General features: G+C 52.2%; 16 protein-coding genes. 15 read left to right on the forward strand and 1 reads right to left on the reverse strand.

The window, feature by feature from the left end; translation table 11 throughout:
• The first annotated feature begins 60 nt into the window (after window positions 1–60).
• From FHT67_RS19795 to FHT67_RS19835, 9 genes are all read left to right on the forward strand, one after another.
• Window positions 61–4,812: an S-layer homology domain-containing protein gene (locus tag FHT67_RS19795; RefSeq protein WP_167200931.1), complete on the forward strand. Its 4,752-nt coding sequence runs from the start codon at window positions 61–63 to the stop codon at window positions 4,810–4,812.
• 616 nt (window positions 4,813–5,428) lie between these two features.
• Window positions 5,429–6,379 (forward strand): carbohydrate ABC transporter permease, encoded by a 951-nt coding sequence (locus tag FHT67_RS19800; RefSeq protein ID WP_167200933.1) that lies wholly within the window; start codon window positions 5,429–5,431, stop codon window positions 6,377–6,379.
• The gene (locus FHT67_RS19805) at window positions 6,379–7,227 is read left to right on the forward strand and encodes a carbohydrate ABC transporter permease (protein WP_167200935.1); all 849 of its coding nucleotides are present in this window, start codon (window positions 6,379–6,381) and stop codon (window positions 7,225–7,227) included. Before FHT67_RS19800 ends, FHT67_RS19805 begins: the two co-directional genes overlap by 1 nt.
• A 75-nt stretch (window positions 7,228–7,302) precedes the next feature.
• The gene (locus FHT67_RS19810; RefSeq protein WP_167200937.1) at window positions 7,303–9,057 is read left to right on the forward strand and encodes a cache domain-containing sensor histidine kinase; all 1,755 of its coding nucleotides are present in this window, start codon (window positions 7,303–7,305) and stop codon (window positions 9,055–9,057) included.
• Complete coding sequence (locus tag FHT67_RS19815) at window positions 9,032–10,300, forward strand: response regulator transcription factor (RefSeq protein ID WP_167200939.1); 1,269 nt, start codon at window positions 9,032–9,034, stop codon at window positions 10,298–10,300. Before FHT67_RS19810 ends, FHT67_RS19815 begins: the two co-directional genes overlap by 26 nt.
• A gap of 162 nt (window positions 10,301–10,462) precedes the next feature.
• Window positions 10,463–11,764: an ABC transporter substrate-binding protein gene (locus tag FHT67_RS19820; protein WP_208403397.1), complete on the forward strand. Its 1,302-nt coding sequence runs from the start codon at window positions 10,463–10,465 to the stop codon at window positions 11,762–11,764.
• Between the two features lie 89 nt (window positions 11,765–11,853).
• Complete coding sequence (locus FHT67_RS19825; protein ID WP_167200943.1) at window positions 11,854–13,929, forward strand: glycosyl hydrolase 115 family protein; 2,076 nt, start codon at window positions 11,854–11,856, stop codon at window positions 13,927–13,929.
• Between the two features lie 275 nt (window positions 13,930–14,204).
• Window positions 14,205–14,678 (forward strand): Cys-tRNA(Pro) deacylase, encoded by a 474-nt coding sequence (gene ybaK / locus FHT67_RS19830; RefSeq protein WP_132311717.1) that lies wholly within the window; start codon window positions 14,205–14,207, stop codon window positions 14,676–14,678.
• A gap of 72 nt (window positions 14,679–14,750) precedes the next feature.
• Window positions 14,751–15,212 (forward strand): hypothetical protein, encoded by a 462-nt coding sequence (locus tag FHT67_RS19835; protein ID WP_132311719.1) that lies wholly within the window; start codon window positions 14,751–14,753, stop codon window positions 15,210–15,212.
• A gap of 3 nt (window positions 15,213–15,215) precedes the next feature.
• Here FHT67_RS19835 and FHT67_RS19840 read toward each other — a convergent pair whose 3' ends face one another.
• On the reverse strand, window positions 15,216–15,635 hold the full coding sequence (locus tag FHT67_RS19840; RefSeq protein WP_132311721.1) for a GNAT family N-acetyltransferase: 420 nt from the start codon (window positions 15,633–15,635) through the stop codon (window positions 15,216–15,218).
• 152 nt (window positions 15,636–15,787) lie between these two features.
• Here FHT67_RS19840 and FHT67_RS19845 point away from each other — a divergent pair, with 152 nt between their 5' ends.
• The 6 genes from FHT67_RS19845 (at window position 15,788) to FHT67_RS19870 (ending at window position 19,775) form a co-directional block, all read left to right on the forward strand.
• Window positions 15,788–16,594 (forward strand): alpha/beta fold hydrolase, encoded by an 807-nt coding sequence (locus FHT67_RS19845; protein WP_132311723.1) that lies wholly within the window; start codon window positions 15,788–15,790, stop codon window positions 16,592–16,594.
• 72 nt (window positions 16,595–16,666) lie between these two features.
• Window positions 16,667–17,101: a YciI family protein gene (locus FHT67_RS19850; RefSeq protein ID WP_132311725.1), complete on the forward strand. Its 435-nt coding sequence runs from the start codon at window positions 16,667–16,669 to the stop codon at window positions 17,099–17,101.
• Entirely contained in the window at window positions 17,098–18,378 is a 1,281-nt protein-coding gene (locus FHT67_RS19855) for a sigma-70 family RNA polymerase sigma factor (RefSeq protein ID WP_167200945.1), read from the forward strand. The genes FHT67_RS19850 and FHT67_RS19855 overlap by 4 nt, the downstream gene beginning before the upstream one ends.
• Window positions 18,366–18,788, forward strand: coding sequence for a YciI family protein (locus tag FHT67_RS19860; protein WP_167200947.1), 423 nt, complete (start codon window positions 18,366–18,368; stop codon window positions 18,786–18,788). Before FHT67_RS19855 ends, FHT67_RS19860 begins: the two co-directional genes overlap by 13 nt.
• Window positions 18,789–18,869: 81 nt before the next feature.
• Entirely contained in the window at window positions 18,870–19,244 is a 375-nt protein-coding gene (locus FHT67_RS19865; protein ID WP_132311731.1) for a VOC family protein, read from the forward strand.
• A gap of 117 nt (window positions 19,245–19,361) precedes the next feature.
• Window positions 19,362–19,775, forward strand: coding sequence for a hypothetical protein (locus tag FHT67_RS19870; protein WP_167200949.1), 414 nt, complete (start codon window positions 19,362–19,364; stop codon window positions 19,773–19,775).
• The last annotated feature ends 103 nt before the right edge of the window (window positions 19,776–19,878 follow it).

The following is a 19,878-nucleotide window of genomic DNA, read 5'->3' on the forward strand; positions in this document are numbered from 1 at the left end:
GCCTGAAAATTGAAAGCGCATTCCCGCTGGTGGCGGGGAACGCTTGAAGGAGGAAGACGGTTGAGCACAGTCATGTTAAGGCAGCAAAGCATCAGAAATATTTCCCTCGCAATGGTACTGGTTATTGTATTGAGTTTGTTCAGTGCTATGGTGCCGCAAACATCCCACGCCTCTGCAGGAGCAGGGACGACGTATTATGTCGATTCTGAAGGAGGGAACGACAGCAACGACGGTTTAAGCGAGGCTACAGCCTGGAAGTCTCTTACGAAAGTAAGCGCAACGACCTTCCAGCCGGGTGACAGTATTCTGCTGAAAGCCGGCAGCGAATGGACGGGAGAGCAGCTGCATCCGCTGGGCTCCGGTGCTGAAGGCAGCCCGATCACCATTGATATGTACGGCGGGGCAAGTCCAAAGCCCAAGCTGAACGGCGCCGGCGTGATTGATTCTGTCGTGGAGTTCTATAATCAGCAATATTGGGACATCAACAATCTTGAAATTACGAATACGGCGGCAGGCGCACCGGAGGATCCATCCAAATTGGCGGATCTGAGGGGGATGCATGTAACGGGCCGAGATGCCGGAGTGCTGAAGCATTTCTACATCAAAGGCGTGAACGTGCATGACGTAACCGGCTGGAATATGTGGATTGGCGGCAGCACGGCCGATGACGAGCCGGGAACGGGGATCTTCCACGGTACAGGCTGGGACGGCTCGAAACGGACAGGCGGTATTCTGTTTGAGACGTTGAAGCCTGGCGATACGCCGGTTCCAACGAAGTTTGACGATGTCGTGATCGAGGACAGCGTATTTAAAGATAACTCGTTTGGCGGCGTTATTTTCAAGCAATATGAAGGCGATGTTCATTGGGCATCACGGGATGACGGCAAGAATCATTCCTCGCCCACGGATCCGCTTGGCCAGTGGTATGATCCGGAATGGTATCCGCATACGAACATTACGATCCGGAACAACTACTTCAGCCAATACAACTCGGATTTTGCATGCGACACAATCTATTTAACTAGCGTAAAAGACGCATTGATCGAGCATAACGTATCCGCAGGTGCAGGTACAAGCGCGATTGAAATGTACTACACCGACAATATTACGGTCCAGTACAACGAAGTTTACGACACGCTGGCGAAAGCGGGCGGCGCCGATTCGAACGCGATCGATCCGGATAAGGAATCGACGAACATTCTGATTCAGTACAACTACATTCATAATACGGGCGACGGCATTTTGCTGTGCGGCTTTGTATTTGGCACGGCAACGGTTCGTTACAACATTATTCAAGACGCCGCTCCGGCCAAACGTTTCCTGAATCCGCACGGAGACAAGGGCTTGCAGCTTGTTTACAACAACATTTTCTACAACACGCAGGCAGACTCGAATGTGACGTTTGTCAATTCTTCCGGAGGAAGCTCGTATTTGAATGATTCGGATTACGCCGTGAAGATGTTCAACAACATTTTCTACAACGCGGCGGGCGGCCCGATCAAGCCGGTTACGATCGCTTCCGGTACGGGAGTTTCGTATGATCACAATCTGTATTTCGGTCAAAATGTTACGCCTGCAGCAAACGAAGCGCATGCGATCGTAGGCGATCCAAAGTTCGCCGGTCCGGTGCCAACAACCCGCGGCGATGCATCGACAGGTCCAATTCTTGATTTCACTGGCTTTAAGCTGCTGCCGGGGTCGCTTGCGATCGGCAACGGTCTGGATGAGATCGGCATGAACCTGAGCAATTCGACGATGACGATTACCGACAACGGCGGCAAGGACTTTGCGGGTGCAGCCTTGTATAACGGCAAGCCGGATATCGGCGCTTTCGAATATTACGGCGATGGGAACAGCGGGACGGAGTCCATTACCGGTCAAGTTAAAGACACTGCAGGCACGCGGATCGACGGGGCGGAGGTTAGCGTGACCGTTAATGGTGCGAAATATTCGGCGCTGAGCAATACGTATGGCTTCTACAGTATTCCAAACGTTCCGGTTGGAACGGATTATACGGTTACGACAACGAAGGAATTCTATACAACCGGCACGGCTGAGCATGTGAATGTTGCGGCTGGAGACACCACTTCAGGTGTGGATCTGTCGATAATCTCTACGAATCCGACGGGGACCATTGAAGGTACGGTAAAAGACACCTCCGATGTGACGAACCCGCCAGCCGTGGCGGGCGCGGAGGTTCGTGTCAGCAACGGGTCTACCGTATACGAGACGGTAACGACAGATGCTTCGGGCCATTTCTCGGTTGGCAATCTGCCTGCGAAATCCGGGTATACGGTAACGGTATCGAAGCCGGGTTATCAGTCCTGGACGGTAACGGTAAAATCCGGCGCGCCGCTGGAAGTGAAGCCGGGAATTACCTTAACGCTGGCGGATATTTACTTGTCGCCGGGCAAGCCAACGGTCATCTTTGACGATAATTTTGATGCTGAAGCGACGGGAGCTGTTCCTGAAGGCTGGATGGTTACCGCCACGGTTCCCGGAGACAGTGTTGCTGTAGCGGAGACTCCCAACGAGACCAATAAGAGTGTGTTGATCTCCCAGCCGACAGCCGGGAAGAGCGGCAATAAAACCGCGCTGTATAAAGCATTGGATAATCTGAGCGGTATCGTTACCGTTGAATATTCCCTTAGTAAAAGCAACAACAATCAATATTTTACGGTGCCAATGGTTTATGGCGATAATTCCTCCCATATGGCGGCTGCGGTAGGGATGGATGGCACGGGGATTCTGTACAAGGATAACGGTTCTTCGGGCACAGCCCATGTGGTGCAGCCTTATACAGCCAACACCTGGTATGATTTCAAGCTGGTCATGAATACGATCACCAAGAAGTTCGATATGTACATTGACGGAGTTAAAAAGGTGGATCAAGGCAATTTCCGCTTCGCGGATTCCACAACGAATTATTTGACGGGTATCGATTTTAACTCCAACTACAATGTAACGGGTTCGGTCAATGTTGATAATGTCCGGGTAAGCACGGGGATTGCCTATCCGAAGAATGATGCGGATTTATCCAATCTTACGGTCAGTACCGGAACATTAACGAAGGTTGACCAGACAACTTATGTGATGGACGTGCCAAACAGCATAAGCGAAATGACATTAACGCCTACGGCTGACAGTGAGTTTGTCAAGGGCATTACCGTAAACGGCAATCCGGTTGCGAGCGGCGAAGCATCGCCGAGCCTGCCTCTTGTTGAAGGTGAAAATATCTTTACAATCGTGGTTACCGCAGAAGACGGCGTAACAACGGCAACCTATCAGGTGACGGTTAACCGTACGCCAGCCGATGTGGACAATACTCTGCAAAGCTTGACTGTAAGCGAGGGCACTTTGGCGCCGTCCTTCTCGGCGAATGTGACCGAGTATGCGGTCAGCGTGCCGTACAGGGTGAGCCAGATTACAGTGACACCAACGGCAAGCTCCGCGGGTGCGGCTTTGAAGCTGAATAACGAAAGCACGCCAAACGGCCAGCCTTCGGCGAGTGTACCTCTTCAAGTCGGCGCAAACACGATTACGGTGAACGTTGCATCAGCTGACGGAACCAACTTCATGGATTATACAATTGTCGTTACCAGAGAAGCGGGTAATAACGGCGGCGGCGATAATGGGAACGGAAATGGCAATGGTAACGGCAACTCGGGCAATAACAGCGGCAATACAGGTGGAAACAGTACGGTGAATCAGGGCACGGTTGAGCTTACCGCAAATAATGAGGGAACGGCAACATTGTCGGAATCCGATTTTACGGCAGCCTTGAATGCTGCGGCGGCAGATGCCTCCGGTCATAAGATGGTTACGGTAAAAATAAACAGCGGATCTAATCTCGTTATTCCGGTTTCTCTGCTTCAAGCAAAGGAGCGTACCTTTGATATCCAGCTCCAAACAGGCAACGGCACGGTACTTATTCCGTCTTCGATGCTCAATACCTCCGATCTTAAGGCAGGTACAGTAGAACTTCGCCTGACCAAAGAGAACAGTCAGGATGGTCATCCTGTGATTGATCTGTCTCTTGTTCGGGACGGAAACGTAATTCCTTGGAGCAACCTGGATGCACCTGTAACGGTAAGCATTCCATATACCCCAACTGCTGAAGAGCTTAAAGCTCCGGAGCATATTGTGGTGTTTTATATCGATTCGGAGGGCAGCCGTATTCCGGTGCCAAACGGGCATTATGAGGCAAAGACAGGTCAGGTTATCTTTACAACCAAGCATTTCAGCAAGTATGCGGTACAGTTTAACCAAGTCTCGTTTAACGATTTGTCCAGCGCAGCCTGGGCAAGCGAAGCCATTGACGCGCTTGCGGCCAAAGGGGTTATCCAAGGCAAAGCGGAAGGTATATTTGATCCGCAGAGCAGCATTACCCGCGCGGAATTTATTACGCTTCTCATGCGCGCCCTGGAGCTTCCTCAAAGAGCGGCAGCAGCAGGTTTTGGCGATGTCAGTGAGTCCGCTTACTACTATGATGCTCTTGCGGGCGCAAAAGCCTACGGCATCGTAACCGGAACGGGAGACAACCGTTTCGAGCCTAACAAGCGGATCACCCGCGAGGATACGTTTGTGATGACGGCCAGAGCTCTCGATGCCCTTCATCAGCTGGATGCTTCCGCAAACGGCGACCTGTCTTCATTCAAAGATGCCGCCGACATCTCTGAATACGCTCAGGCCAGCATCTCCGCTCTTGCGGCGGCAAGTATTGTCCAAGGCGACGCAGCGGGCATCCACCCGAAATCCGATCTGACCCGCGCGGAAGCGGCGGTTATGATCTACCGGATATTGAACAACTAATTTTTCATTTCTTTCACATTGCGGCTGAACCTCAAGTTGAGCAGCACCAAATAAGACCTCCTGAGGGTCTTATTTGCGTTTCTATCCCTTTCTTCGATCCCAATAAAGCCCTGTCAGGTCCTTATGGACCGGTAATTGGCTTTTGAAGCCTGTAATCTTTGTATTGTTCTCAGAATAAGACCCTGGGAGGGCCTTAACTCTTGTTCATTAGTAATTTCTCTCCCGATAAGACCATCTCAGGGTCTTATCGAAAAATAAAGGTTGAGCAGATGAATGCTCAACCTTTTTGCGCCCCCCCAAAAAAAAGTCCGGGCAAAACGGAGCAAGTGAATGAAGCTGAGAAACGGATTATGCTTCCGAAGCAGCTTTCTTGCAGAAAGCTTTTAGTGCTCGCCTTTGTATTCAGATGCCAACCTTAAAGTTGATTCAAGGCATCTGAATACAACAGCGATCGAAGCTCATTCACTTGCGCAGTGGTGCTACCGCGACCACGAAGGATTGCGAGGTTTTGTTAGATACTGAAAGAATCCGATTCATTACTCTCCTTCAAGCATCCAAAGCCCGATTCTATAATGAAACTACAGGTTCACAAGAATGAAAGATAGGAGTAACCAACATGAATAATGCTGCTGTAAACTCCGGCGCCTCGCAGCTGGATCAGGTGAAGAAAATACGCTCGAAGCGTTGGGAAACCCCCATTACCGGGTATCTGTTCCTGTCACCCTGGTTAATCGGCTTCCTGCTGCTGACGTTAGGCCCAATGATCATGTCCTTGTACTATTCCTTTACCGACTATTCGCTGCTTGCCGCTCCGAACGGGGTCGGCTTCAGCAATTACAAACAGATTTTCACGAATGACGATGTCTTCCCGAAATCGCTCAAAATTACGATTACCTTCGTTTTGTTTACGGTTCCGCTTCGCCTGCTGTTCGCCCTATGCATTGCGATGCTGCTCAACCGCAAGCTGAAAGGGATATCGTTCTACCGCACGATGGTTTACTTCCCGTCGCTGATTGGTACAAGCATCGCGGTATCGATTCTGTGGAAAAACATTTTCAGCCGCAACGGCTTTATCAATGACTTCCTCGCGATCTTCGGAATCAAAGGTCCGGCATGGATCGCCGATCCGAAATACGCGCTTGGCACGCTGATCATCCTGATGGTATGGCAGTTCGGCTCCTCGATGATTATTTTCCTCGCGGGCCTCAAGCAGATTCCGACCGATTTGTACGAAGCATCGTCGGTGGACGGTGCGGGCAAGCTCCGCCAATTCATCTCGGTTACGCTGCCGATGCTGTCGCCGATTATCCTGTTCAATGCGGTACAGACGATGATTAATACGTTCCAGATGTTTACGCAGGCTTTTGTCATTACAAACGGCGGGCCGGTCAAATCGACCTTCGTCTACGTTATGTACCTGTATGAAGAAGCGTTTACGAAGTTCCATATGGGTTATGCTTCGGCGCTTGCCTGGATTCTGCTTATCTTGATCGGCTTGTTTGCGGCGGTGCTGTTCGGCACTTCTAAGTATTGGGTGTTCTATGAAAACCAAGGAGGGAAGAAATAATGAAAGCAGCCAGACTATACAACCGTTTCTTTAACCATGCTTCTCTCCTGGTCATCAGCCTGATTATGATGTATCCGATTTTCTGGTGGCTTGGGGCATCCTTGAAAACGAACGAAGAGATGAGCTCGGCCAATTTGTTTCCGAAGGTGCCGCATTGGGCCAACTTCTCGGAAGGCTGGGTATCGACGCCAAACTTTACGTTTACCCATTTCTACCTTAACACCTTCGAGCTGATTATCGGGATCCTGTTCACGAGTGTCGTAGCCTGCAGTCTGGTGGCGTTTGCTTTTGCCCGTCTCGATTTTCCGCTTCGAAAAATGTGGTTTGCGATTATGCTTGTCACGCTCATGCTGCCAACGCAGGTTACGGTTGTACCGCAGTATGTCATGTTCAGCAAATGGGGCTGGATCAACACGTACCTGCCATTCTACATTCCCCATCTGCTTGCCGGCGGGATAGGCGGTCCTTTCTTTATCTACCTGCTTGTCCAATTCATGCGGTCGGTTCCGAAGGAGCTGGATGAAGCGGCCAAAATCGACGGATGCTCCTGGTTCGGCATCTACTGGCGCATTATGATCCCGCTCGTTAAGCCGGCGCTGGTAACGGTTATGATTTATTGCTTCCTCTGGAACTGGGATGATTTCTTTGGACAAATGCTTTATATTAATAGCATTAATCATTACACCATCAACCTTGCTTTGAAGCTGTTTATTGATTCGCAGGGCTCCGTGCCTTGGGGACAATTGCTGGCTATGTCTCTGTGCTCGATCGTGCCGTCCGTCGTGATTTTCTTCCTCGCGCAGCGCCACTTCGTCGAAGGGATGTCCGCAGGGGCTCTCAAAGGATAATATGGTTGCCCATATAAGCATTGAGCTGCGGTCTGACGCAGCTCTCTTTGCATTCCAAGGCCGGGAGGAATAGGCTTGCGACTTAATCCGTTCAAGACCATGCGAATCGAATACGTCTTCTTTTTTGGTTTTGCCCTTATCGTTACGATTCTGGTAGCCATTGTCGTGTCGTTCAGCTACTATAACGGCTCCAAAGAAATAGCCGACAATACGTCCTATTACCAGCAGAAGGTGCTGGTGGAGATTCACAAGAAGCTGACGACCAATCTGAAGGATATCGAGCAGAGCTCCAACACGGCTTCGCTTAACTTTACCAATATGTACGAGGAAATGTCCGGCGGCAATAAATATGACCAGGTTCGCGGACAGGCTAGCATCCGGGCGCAGCTCAACAACTTCGTTTTCGGCATGCCGATTGTTCATTCCATCCATGTCTATTCCGATCTGACTCCATCCTATAACGTGCAGGAATTCGTGCAGTTTCTGCCGCTGGACGGAATCGAGAAGGAAGCCTGGTATAAGGATCTGGAGCATTCGGATGAAGCCTGGGTAAGCGAGCGCGTTATTAAGACCAATAACGGCGATACGCCTGTCATCAGTTATGCGCGCAAGGTTTATAACCGGTTCAACCGGGCATTTGCCGTCATGGTCTTTAATGTCAAGGTTCCGGACTTTCAATCGCTTATAACAACCGAGGACAGCAGATCGAATCTGGCGCTGCTCGATGCAACGGGCAAGCTGATTACCTATATCGGCAAAGCGGATTTCTTCACGAGTCATCAGGCGCAGATCAAGGAGCAGCTGGAGCACAAGAATTCGGGCGCGAAGCGGACCGGAGACGAGTTCCTCGTCTGGACCTCCTCGCTGGATTCCAAGTGGTCGCTGCTGGAGGTTACCTCCTGGAGGCAGATTACGGCGGGCAGCTTGAAGCAGACAAGGACGATTCTCGCTTTTGGCATCGCGACGATTATTCTGATCCTGCTGCTTGCCGTGTTTCTGTCGCGTCAATTCATCAAGCCAATCGGGCTGCTGCTGAAGGCGATGAGCAATTTCTCCCTGAACAAAAGGGTTCCGCTGCCGACCGATTACAAGAACGAATTCGGCACGCTTTTCCAAGGGTATGACAAGCTCCTTTCCCGGATCGAGCAGCTGTACGGTACGCTGGAGGAGAAGCATGAGCAGCAGCGCGCGGCGGAGATTAAAGCCCTGCAGATGATGATCAATCCTCATTTTCTATATAACTCGCTTGATCAGGTGAACTGGATGGCCATCGAGGCCGATCAACCTCAGATCAGCAGCATGCTGTCGCATCTGGGGCAATTTTTCAGGTTGTCGTTAACGAATACGAATAGTCTGGTTCCTTTAACGGAGGAGCTGACTCATATCGAGAGCTACCTGCAATTCCAGAAAATCCGCTGGGAGGACCGGCTGACGTATACGCTGAACGTGCCGGAGGAAGCGGGCAAGCTGTATGTGCCCAAGGTTATTTTGCAGCCGTTTGTCGAAAACGCGTTTGTACACGGCTTTCACGGGAAGCAGCAAGCCTCGCTTGATATTGCCGTAAGCGTCGGCTTTGATCAGCTGCTAATCGTGATCCGTGACGACGGGCGCAAGCTGCGCGAGGACTGGCAGGAGAAGCGGAGCGCCAAAGGCGGCTACGGGCTTCGCAATGTGCGGGAGAGGATCGAAGCACTGTTTGGCAACAAGTACGGCTTTACGTTAAGCAATTCGCCGGAGGGCGGAACCGAAGCGATCATTCGTCTTCCGAGGCTGGAGACGCTTAAGCAGAAAGGGGAACGGCTGCATGTGGAAAATAGTGATCATCGATGACGATTTTCAGGTTGTAAGAGGATTGCGCAAAGCGATTCCGTGGGAGGAGCTTGACGCGGAATTTGCCGGCGAGGCGATAGACGGGGAAGGGGGTCTTAAGCTGATCGAGGAGGTCAATCCGGATATCGTGCTGACCGATATTTATATGCCCGAGATGAACGGGATTCAAATGATCGAAGCGCTGAAGCAGCAATCGTTCACGGGTCGGTTCGTCATCCTGAGCGGCTACAATGATTTCGAATATGCCCGCACGGCTCTGCGTCTTGGGGTAGACGATTATTTGACGAAGCCGGTCACGGTGGATCAGATCCGGCAGGTGCTTGACGAGACGATTCGCAAGCTGGAGGAGACGTATTTGCAGCGCTTGGAGCAGACCGAAGAGCCAAGTTACCCGGCGATGAACTGGAGGCAGGAGGAATGGACGGCGTCGATTCTGAACGGCCTGACCCAGCCGGAGGAGCTGCCGGCAGCGTTATCGGAATGGCGGGATAAGCAGTTTACCGTTATGGTTATTGAAGTGATGTGGACGGAACGGACCCGTAACATATCGATCGCGGACTGGAATCTGTTCCGGTTCGCGGTTGCCAATATAAGCGAGGAAGTGCTTGGAGGGGAGTGGCGGACCGCAAGCTTCGTATGGCTGTTCGGCAATTATGCGGCCGTGCTGCTTCGTTCGGAGCCGGGTACCGATGCGCTGCAGACGGCATCGGCAGCTGAAAGGCTAGGCGGGTTAATTATTAATTACCTCAAAAGCTACATTGATCTGGACGCCAGGTTTGGCCTCGGCCGGACCAAGGACTCCTGGCAGGAGATTAAGGCGTCCTGCGATGAAGCGCTGCAAGGTTTGTTGGAGGACCCGGACCAGGAGCAGCAGGCAGAAGAGTCGCAGACGGCAACCGAGCTTTCTTTTAACACGATTCACGAGAAGCACCGCAAAGCCGTCCAATACATGATCGAATACGTGCATACCCATTATGCGGAGGATATTACGCTCGAGCAGCTTGCCTCTCAGCTTTATATATCGAAGAATTATTTGAATCAATTGTTCAAAAAAGTGACAGGAGAGACGTTTACCAACTATGTCATCCGGGTGCGGATCGAGAAAGCCAAGGTGCTTTTGCTCGAAGGCAAACACCTGATTTACGAGGTTTCGGAGATGGTCGGCTACCAGAATGTCCCTTATTTCACCACGTTATTTAAAAAGTACTGCGGCGTTACGCCAAGCGAATTAATGAAGCAATAAATTGTAATGAATACTGAAAGTTTTGTGTTCATTACTCTTCTATACGGTCCATTTGACGGGTGTTAAGATTCAGTTATCACCGCTAGACTAGTCTAGCGCAAGGGGGTAAATATAGTGAAGAAGGCTACTAAAAAGGGGATTCTTGCAACCGCTTTAACACTTATGATGGTTACATCTGCAGCTTGCGGCAATAATGGAGGCAGCTCCAACAATACGCCAACGGGCAGCGCGTCGCCAAGCAATGCCGCAGCGAGCAATAACGGCGGAGCGGCAAGCAATGACGAGCCGGTAACGCTGACGATTGCATGGTGGGGCTCGCAGCCGCGTCATGACGCAACGCTTAAAGCGCTTGATCAATATAAGGCCCTTCATCCAAACGTAACGTTCCAGACTCAATTCTCCGGCTGGGACGGCTACTACGATAAGCTGGCTGTTCAATATTCGGCGAAAAACGCGCCGGACATCATTCAGATGGATGCGGCTTACGTAAACGACTATGCCGGCCGCAACCTGCTCGCGGACCTGAAGGATCTGAATGTAGCGGATATCGATCCGGCTACCGTAGACGGCGGTAAAGTAAACGGTACGCTGTATGCGATTCCGCTGGGCGTAGCAGCTCTAGGCATGGTGTACGATAAGACGGTTGTCGAGAAGCTTGGCCTGACCGCGCCAACCTACGGCTGGAGCTGGGACGAATTCTTTGCTTTTGGCGAAGCGGCTAAAGCAAAGCTTGGCAAAGACAAATACGTATTCGTAGACCAAAGCGCCGATTTGGTTGATTATACTTCCTATCAATACAGCCAAGGCAAAGGCTACATCTTTGACGCGCAAGGCAACCTGGCAATCGATAAAGCAACTTGGATCGACTACATGACCAAGATGGGCGAGCTTCGCAAGAAAGGCATTTTGACGCCTGCCGATATTACAACGACGGATAAAGAGCTTGATCCGCAGCTGGACAGCGTGATTAATGGCAGCGCCGTTGCGCGTCACTTGTTCTCCAACCAGGTCAGCGCAATTGAAGCTTTGAAGCCGGGTGCATTCGGTTACGCTTCGATGCCTAAAGGAACGGAGTCCGGCGGCTGGCTGAAGCCAAGCATGTTCTGGAGCGTTAACGCGCAGTCCAAGCATCAGGCTGCGGCGATCGAGTTCGTTGATTGGTTCATCAACAATGAAGAAGCAGGCAAGACGCTTGGCTTGACGCGCGGTACGCCTGTAAGCTCCAAGGTCGTTACGGCCATTGAGCCAACCTTCAGCGACGCGGATAAAGTATCCCTTGATTTCCTGGATAAAGTAACGCCTGACGCTCAAACGTTTATTAACGACCCTAAAGGCTGGGGCAGCTTCAAAAACGATTACAAGACGGTAGTCGAGAAACTGCAATACGACCAGTCGACACCGGAAAAAGCGTATGACGAGCTGATGAAGATCGCTGCTAAATATGCGGAAGAAGCTAAGAAATAAGCAATGAGAATAAGAGGATTGGCCGAACCTTGGCCGGTCCTCTTGGTTTTAAGGGGAGTTTTTTTAAGACGGGGATTGGAGATGGCAAGATGAGAGAACGGTTAAACGGGTTAACGGTTCATGCGGCAACGGTATACGACGTCCGTACCGGCTGGAGTACGCCTATTCAGCATGTTTGGAACATGATTGCGCGGGACCATGAGACTGTGCTTGGAGGGGCGCCCATGCTTGGAGCTGGAGACCGGGCAGCCATTGTTGTCCGTTATGCGGAAGAGGGAGACAGCTGTCCGGAATGGGCGGAGGGCTTTAGCTTTCAGTTCGCAGAACGAGAAAAGGAAGCTCAGCTGCACATTGTCGGACGGGATGAACTTGGCATCATTTACGGACTTTTGCATTACAGTCGGCAGGTGCTCGGCGTGGATCCGTTCTGGTTCTGGGCGGAGCTGCCTCCGGTTAGGCGGGATTCTATCGAGATACCCGCTGTTCCTTATGCGAGCGTTAAGCCAAAGGTTCGCTACCGCGGTTGGTTTGTTAATGACGAGGTATGCCTTATTGGCTGGAAGGAAGAATATCCTCCCGGCGCGGAAGTATGGGCGCCGGTGTTTGAAGCGTTGCTCCGCTGCGGCGGCAACATGGTTATTCCGGGCACCGACCTGCCGAAGTCCGGCATCCAAGCCAAGCTTGCGGCGGAGATGGGACTATGGCTGACGCATCATCATGCGGAGCCGCTTGGCGCGGAGATGTTCCTGCGGGCTTTTCCGGGCAAGCAGGCGAGCTATAAGGAGCATCCGGAGCAGTTCGAGCAGCTGTGGCGGGAAGCGATCGAGCATCAGAAGGGCAGCAAGATCGTATGGGTACTCTCGTTCCGGGGCCAAGGCGACAAGCCGTTCTGGGAGAACGATCCGGCCTTCGATACGCCGGAGAAGCGCGGGAAACTGATCTCCTCCGTCGTTCAGCGGCAATACGATATGATTGCGGAGCAGGTCGAGCAGCCGGTCTGCTCCATGGCGATGTACGGAGAGATTGCGGAGCTGTACAAGCAAGGACATATTGAAGTGCCGGATGGGGTCATAAAGATCTGGGCGGATAACGGCTATGGCAAGATGGTATCGCGGCGTCACGGCAATCTGAATCTTCGGGTACCGGCGTTGCCGGATAGCGGGGATGAAGGGAAGAACGGCGTCTATTACCATGTGACGTTCCATGATCTGCAAGCCTCGAACCATCTGACGATGTTTCCTGCGCCGGCGCAGCTTATCGCGGATGAACTTGGGCAAGCCTTTGGCGCCGGTGCGGACGAATATCTGCTCGTCAATTCCGGCAACATTCTGCCGCATCTCTATACGCTAGATTTATGCGCGAAGCTATGGCGGGACGGTGCGGCGGACGCGGATGAGGAGCTAAGATCGTTTGTAGAGCGGTATTATGCTGGCGAGCGGGAAGCTATTGGTCAGTTATATAAGGATTATGCCGCCAATACGATCCCTTACGGACCAAACGCGGACGATAAGGGGGGAGATGAATTCTATCATCATCCGGCCCGTTTGATTGTGGGGCATTGGCTGCAGGGTAGAAGAGATACCTATACCCGTCTCATCTGGGCAGCGGGAGATATTCCGTTCCTCGAGCAGGTGCGCTGGTTCAAGGAGAAAGCGGAGAAGGCGATACCGGGCTGGACGCGGCTGTACGAGGAGTGCTGCGCAGTGTCGGCCCGGCTGCCGGAGGAGCAGCGCCACCGGCTGGAGGTACAGCTGCTTGTCCAGATTGAGCTGCATCTCAGCGGATGCAATGGGCTTGCCGCGATTTGCGCCGCTTATGAGAGCTACCGCGAGGGACAATTTCCGCAGGCATTTATTTATGCTTCCCATGCGGTATGGAGTTTCTCGGCGGGAAGAGAAGCGCTTGACCGTGCGGCTTCCGGGCAGTGGGAGAACTTCTATCGCGCGGATTGGTTAACCAACATTGCCAACACGGTCGACCACTGCGAGACGGCCCGGAAGTTCCTGCGATTGCATGGAGACAGCCCGGACATGTTCCTCTGGTACAAGGAGTATCTGATGCCGGAGACGGAGAAGCATATTTACCTGGAAAATACCCACCGCAATCCGCTCCCGGACGACGAGCTCGCCCGGCGGCTGGAGGAGAGGTTCAGCCGAGAAGGCTAAGCGCAGAACCGCCTATTGTTAGTTTATGGCCCCTAAGGGACCTTAACGGCAGAAAAATGCGAGGCAATAAGGAGCTTAAGGTCCTTTAGGGACCTTAAGCTTCTTTTGTTAGAGTGTAGTTAGTTGGTTAGTGATAAGACCCTGGCAGGGTCTTATCGGGCATAGAAATGTTCGCGGACGTTGCGGAATTGGCGGGTTATACTCGTATTGGTCTCCACCTCCATTTCTTGGTATAGTCAAACTATGACTATAGGAAGGAATTGAGGTTTTTTATCATGTCAAACAAAACAAATGCCTGCCGCAAGCTGGACTCCTTACATATCAAATACACGCTTCACGAATACGAGTGGGACGAGGAGCATTTGGACGTCGATACCGTTGCGAAGAAGGTTGGGCTGCCTTCTAATCAGCTTTATAAGACTCTTGTGCTGAGGGGAGATAAGACAGGTATCATTGCGGCCTGCATCCCGGGAGATAAGGAGCTGAATCTGAAAAGCCTGGCGCAAGCCAGCGGCAACAAGAAAGTAGAAATGGTTGCGGTAAAAGAGATTCAAGCCTTAACGGGGTACATCCGCGGCGGCGTATCACCGCTTGGGATGAAGAAGAACTACCCGTTTTATTTGCACGAAGCCGTGATGGCCATGGAACTGGTCAGCATCAGCGCCGGCAAGCGCGGCTTGCAGATCTTTCTTAATGGTGCCGATCTTGCAGCAGCCTCGGAAGGTAAGCTTGTTAATATAGCGAATTAAGCGGGTTGAACGGTCTTTAATACGGCAAGTCTAGAACTATATACTTGTCGGATGAAGGATCGGTGACCCCGGGTGAAGATCATTGGAAGAGTAGGCGCGTTTATTGTGCTATTCATTTTGCTGGCATGGATTGTGTTATTAGTCGGCTACTATGGGAAGGTAGAGCTGCTAAAATTTAAGGCCGAGCGGAATACCGAGCATTTTCTCAAAGCCATCGAGCGGCAGGATTATGATGAGACAATCCAATGGTTCGGGGAGCCGCTTGACCGGGAGAGTCTGCAGAAGCTTCAACCCATGCGGTTAGTAAAATACAGCGGGATTAAAGCCGAGTTTGACGACGGTTGCGTATGCAGCGGTCACGCAAAGCTGACTTTTCAGTCGGATGGTCCGGCTGTTACAGTGGATGCTGTTTTTGTCCTTAGAGAAGGCTATAGATCCGGACAGATCTGCGCGGGGGCAACAAATGAACAGCGTGAGGTGCTTCCGCAATTAGCCGAGTGGAATAAGAGCATGTGCGGGAACGGCTCTTTCTAAGAGCTACCGCTCCAGCCTCATATAGATGCTTCTTTCCCTGAAACCAAGTGACCCCCAGAACGCATAAGCAGCCTCGTTCCAGTACATCACCTCAATATCCAGCTGGTCCGTTTGCAACAGGGCGGCCAGCTTCCCAAATGCTATTTTCCCATAACCATTCCGCCTTTGGTCCCGGCAGATAAAGAACTGTCTTATATACAAAGGCTGCCGTGTGTGGTCAACCAAAGCGTAGCCGATAATTTCGCTGCCCCGCTCAAACAGATAGGCTTTATAGGCCGTCTCAATAAAATGCCGCATTCTCTCCATCAGCTCGCCCACGGTCATGGCATTATCATGAGGTTCATCCTCGATGAGCTGTTGATTCAAATCCGCAAGCAGCTCTAAGTCCGCTTCGCAGCCCATCCGTATAGTTAATTCGCTCATCACAATTCACCTCATGAGAACCATTCGTTACCTGTATCAAGTCCCCTTCCAAAAAACTTTTTCGAAATTTTTTATACCCGATGTCGATTATCCCGTCTGGCGTTCGTCGTTATAGTAAGAAGCACAAAAAACAACGGTTAGGAGAGAAGTACATGAACACAGCGATTTCGAAGGACGGCACCAAAATTGCTTACGATAAAACAGGGCGCGGCCCGGCGCTTGTATTGGTAGCGGGAGCGTTTAGCTACCGGAAGTTCCCGGGGCAGGTGGAGCTTGCGAATGCGTTATCGAGCCGGTACACCGTCTACAACTATGACCGGCGCGGCCGCGGCGACAGCGGAGATGCATCCTCTTATGCGATCGAACGGGAGATCGAGGACCTGAACGCCATTATTGAAGCGGCAGGCGGTTCCGCTTATGTCTGGGGATTATCCTCCGGCGCGGTGCTTGCTCTCGAAGCGGCAGCAAGCGGGTCCAACATTACAAGGCTGGCGCTGCATGAACCTCCGTTTATCGTGAAAGCCGAAGACCGGAAGCCGCCAAGCGATTTCACCGAGCATGTTGGCAAGCTGATTGCAACTGACCAACGCGCGGAAGCGATCAAATATTTTATGACCAAAGGCATGGGAGCCCCTTCCTTCGTTATCCCGATGATGAGAATGATGCCCGGCGTATGGTCGAGGCTGATGGCGGTAGCCCACACGCTTCCTTATGATGCGGCTTTGCTCAAAGGCTACATGAACGGCCAATCGCTGCCGAGTGACAAATGGAGAGGCGTTGCTGTTCCAACCGTCGTGCTGGAAGGTACGGAAAGTCCGGTATCCTTGCGTCACGCCGCGAAGCAGACGGCAGAGGTATTGCCTAACGCGAAGCTGATCAGTAAGAAAGGGCTTGGACATACGAAAAAACTGCAAACGGACAAAATCGCTCACGAGCTCACTTCTTTCTTTGCAGTTTAGTTTTCAAGCAGGGAATGGCAATAAAGCAAGAGAAAAATTAAAAACAATACCAAATACCGGGAGGGAATCACAATGAGATTTATGATGATCGTAAAAGCAACGACGGATTCGGAAGCGGGCGTTCTGCCAAGCCAGGAGCTGATTGACGCCATGCAAAAGTACAACGAGGAGCTTGTGAAAGCAGGCGTCTTGCTCGCTGCGGACGGTCTGCACTCCAGCGCGAACGCCGTCCGGATTTCGTATCCGGAGCCAGGGGGCAAGCCGAAGGTAGTCGACGGTCCTTTTACGGAGGCAAAAGAAATGATCGCCGGTTATACGCTGATCGAAGTGAAATCAAGAGAAGAAGCGTTGGAGTGGGCGCTGCGCATGCCGGATCCGCATGGATATGGCCAAGGCGAGATTGAGCTCCGGCAGGTGTTCGAATTCGATGAGCTGATGGAGGATCCGGAATCGCGCGCCAGAGAGGAAGCGCTTCGCAAGCAGATCGAGGAGACTAGAAACGCGTGAGCGTCTCCCAAACGCATCGCACCATCGAAACGATTTGGCGAATGGAGTCGCCTAAGATAATCGCAGGCGTAACGCGAATGGTTCGCGACGTCGGGCTGGCCGAGGATATTGCCCAGGATGCGCTTGTCATCGCGCTGGATCGCTGGCCCGAAACGGGCATTCCGGAGAAGCCGGGTGCCTGGCTCATGACGACGGCAAAGCGCAGGGCGCTTGACCTTCTGCGGCGCAACAAGCTGCAGGATCAGAAATACGTCGAAATAGCCCGGGAAATAGAGCTCTATACCGAAGATGATGTCGACCGTGCTCTCGACGGCGAGATCGAAGACGATCTGCTGCGGCTCATCTTTATGACCTGTCATCCGGTATTGTCGCAGGATGCAAGGGTAGCGCTGACACTTCGTTTGTTGTGCGGTCTTACAACCGATGAGATTGCCCGTTCCTTTCTTATCCAAGAGTCCACGGTTGCCCAGCGGATTGTACGGGCGAAGCGTACGCTGAACGCGGAGAAGGTTCCCTTTGAGGTGCCGGCCGGCAAAGAGCTTGAAGAGCGGCTATCCGCTGTTCTTGAAGTCATCTACCTCATGTTTAACGAGGGGTACTCGGCTACCTCCGGGCCGAATTGGACGCGTCCGCTTTTATGTCAGGAGGCGCTTAGGCTGGGACGTATCCTGGCCGCTATTGCACCGGGGGAACCGGAGGTTCATGGACTGGCCGCCTTGATGGAGCTTCAATCCTCAAGGCTCAAGACCCGCGTGAATGCGCAAGGCGAGCCCATTCTGCTGATGGATCAGAACCGGGCGTTATGGGATCAGCTGCTCATCCGCCGCGGGCTTGCTGCCCTGGAACGCGGGCAGAAGCTGGGCCGGACGTTAGGTCCGTATGCGCTGCAGGCTTCTATCTCCGCATGCCATGCGGCAGCGCGTACCCCGGAGGAGACGAATTGGATTCGGATTGCCGCGCTTTACGAAGCGCTCTCGAGACAGATGCCGTCTCCCATTGTGGAGCTAAACCGCGCTGTTGCCATCGGGATGGCTTTTGGCCCGGCTTACGGGCTGCAGCTTGTAGACGCGCTTTACGCCGAACCCGCGCTCTCGGGCTACCATTTGCTGCCCAGCGTTCGGGGCGATCTGCTCGAGAAGCTTGGCCGCTGCGAAGAAGCCGCGGAAGAGTTTGAACGCGCGGTCGGCATGACCCGCAATGAAAAGGAGCAGGCGTTACTGCTGAAGCGGGCGGCAGCGTGCAGGCAGGAAGGAGGGCAGGCGTCATGCGATACTTAATGATGGTGAAGGCGTCCGGCTTTACCGAAGCGGGAATTGGTGCAAGCAGGGATTACGCGGCAAAAATGCGGTCTTACCGCCATGACCTGAAACAAGCCGGCGTGCTTATAGCCCATGAAGAGCTGCAGCCAAGCTCAGCCGGGTTAAGAGTCGATTTTCCGGCGGGAGGCGGCGAGGCGGAGGTTTGGCCGGGACCTTTTTCGATTGACAGGGGACTTATAGCAGGGTTTACCTTAATTGAGGTCGACACGGAAGAAGAGGCACTCCAGTGGGCGCTGCGCATGCCGGTTCCAACGGGACAAGGGGCATACGGAATTGAGCTTCGCAGACTTGAGGACCGCTTGGAGCAGCCGCGTGACCCAAGACAGGCCGCTATGGAGCTGGATCTGAAAAGTTACTTGCAGCTGTAGGACCTGGCGGCATATTGGCGGACTCTCGTTTGTGGTAATATAAGGCTTGGCAATTACTCTACTCTAAGGAGTGTAGAATCAATGATTAATCAGCTTGGACAAGTGATGCTGTACGTGAACGATCAGGAGAAAGCACGGGTGTTTTGGACGGAAAAAGCAGGTTTTAAAGTAGTGGCTGAGGAAGAAGCCATGGGCCAAAAATGGATCGAGCTTGCTCCGGAAGGCGCTCAGACCTCAATTATTTTGCACGATAAAGAAGTAGTTGCCAAAATGTCGCTCGGAGTAAATCTGGGCACCCCATCGTTAATGTTCTTCTCCGACAGGCTGGATGAGCTGTACAGCGACTTCAAGAACAAGAACGTAACGGTAGGCGAGCTTGTTGAGCTGCCTTTCGGCCGGGTGTTTAACTTCGCGGACGAAGAAGACAATTATTTTGCCGTAATGGAAAGAAAATAACATGACATGCCTGCCCCAATGGTCCTCGACCATTGGGGCTTTCATTTTGCCGGAATAAGCAACATCTTGCTCCCTGATCGCGTTGTAGGTATAAGTGGATAAGGGAGGAAATTTCCAGTGAAATTAGGTATTGCTCTGATGCTGGCCTTTGTTCTCTTGCTGGGAGGTTGCGGAACCGGGATTGGGAAATCGCCTGAAGCCCCGCAGGAGAAGGCTCCCGGCAGCAATCTCCCTAATGAGACGACAGACAGCTCGGCCAGCTGGGTGACGGACCGAATGATTAATTTCCGGAACAATGTTTATGTCGGCTCGGAAGAGAGGGTAGAGACGGTAGACGGGAAGCTTGGAGAGATCAAACATTATTTGACTCAAGAAATGTTAGATCAGCCCGACGCATCCTCCAACTATTACAAGGAAGGAATCGCGCTCTATCAGATTACAGGGGTTCCCGTAGAGTCCGGCATTGCCGTTGAGACTAAGCCCGGTCAATACGTCAAAGCCGTACCCGTGGAAGGGATATTGGGAGATTGACGAATACGAGGCTGTACAAAAATATTTGGAGCAAGAAAAGCGGATTGCTTTTCCTGCTCTTTTTTTCTGCCCGCATCCAAGTTTAACCACCCTTGGCGGATGG

Source organism: Paenibacillus sp. BK720 (genome assembly GCF_011761545.1).
Lineage (GTDB): Bacteria > Bacillota > Bacilli > Paenibacillales > Paenibacillaceae > Pristimantibacillus.

Bases quoted from the DNA above. Each gene is read 5' to 3' on its own strand.
- FHT67_RS19805 (WP_167200935.1), top strand. From the start codon at position 6,379: ATGAAAGCAGCCAGACTATACAACCGTTTCTTTAACCATGCTTCTCTC.
- FHT67_RS19840 (WP_132311721.1), bottom strand. From the start codon at position 15,635: ATGAGCGAATTAACTATACGGATGGGCTGCGAAGCGGACTTAGAGCTG.
- FHT67_RS19800 (WP_167200933.1), top strand. From the start codon at position 5,429: ATGAATAATGCTGCTGTAAACTCCGGCGCCTCGCAGCTGGATCAGGTG.
- FHT67_RS19860 (WP_167200947.1), top strand. From the start codon at position 18,366: ATGCGATACTTAATGATGGTGAAGGCGTCCGGCTTTACCGAAGCGGGA.
- FHT67_RS19865 (WP_132311731.1), top strand. From the start codon at position 18,870: ATGATTAATCAGCTTGGACAAGTGATGCTGTACGTGAACGATCAGGAG.
- ybaK (WP_132311717.1), top strand. From the start codon at position 14,205: ATGTCAAACAAAACAAATGCCTGCCGCAAGCTGGACTCCTTACATATC.
- FHT67_RS19820 (WP_208403397.1), top strand. From the start codon at position 10,463: ATGATGGTTACATCTGCAGCTTGCGGCAATAATGGAGGCAGCTCCAAC.
- FHT67_RS19825 (WP_167200943.1), top strand. From the start codon at position 11,854: ATGAGAGAACGGTTAAACGGGTTAACGGTTCATGCGGCAACGGTATAC.
- FHT67_RS19815 (WP_167200939.1), top strand. From the start codon at position 9,032: ATGTGGAAAATAGTGATCATCGATGACGATTTTCAGGTTGTAAGAGGA.
- FHT67_RS19845 (WP_132311723.1), top strand. From the start codon at position 15,788: ATGAACACAGCGATTTCGAAGGACGGCACCAAAATTGCTTACGATAAA.
- FHT67_RS19850 (WP_132311725.1), top strand. From the start codon at position 16,667: ATGAGATTTATGATGATCGTAAAAGCAACGACGGATTCGGAAGCGGGC.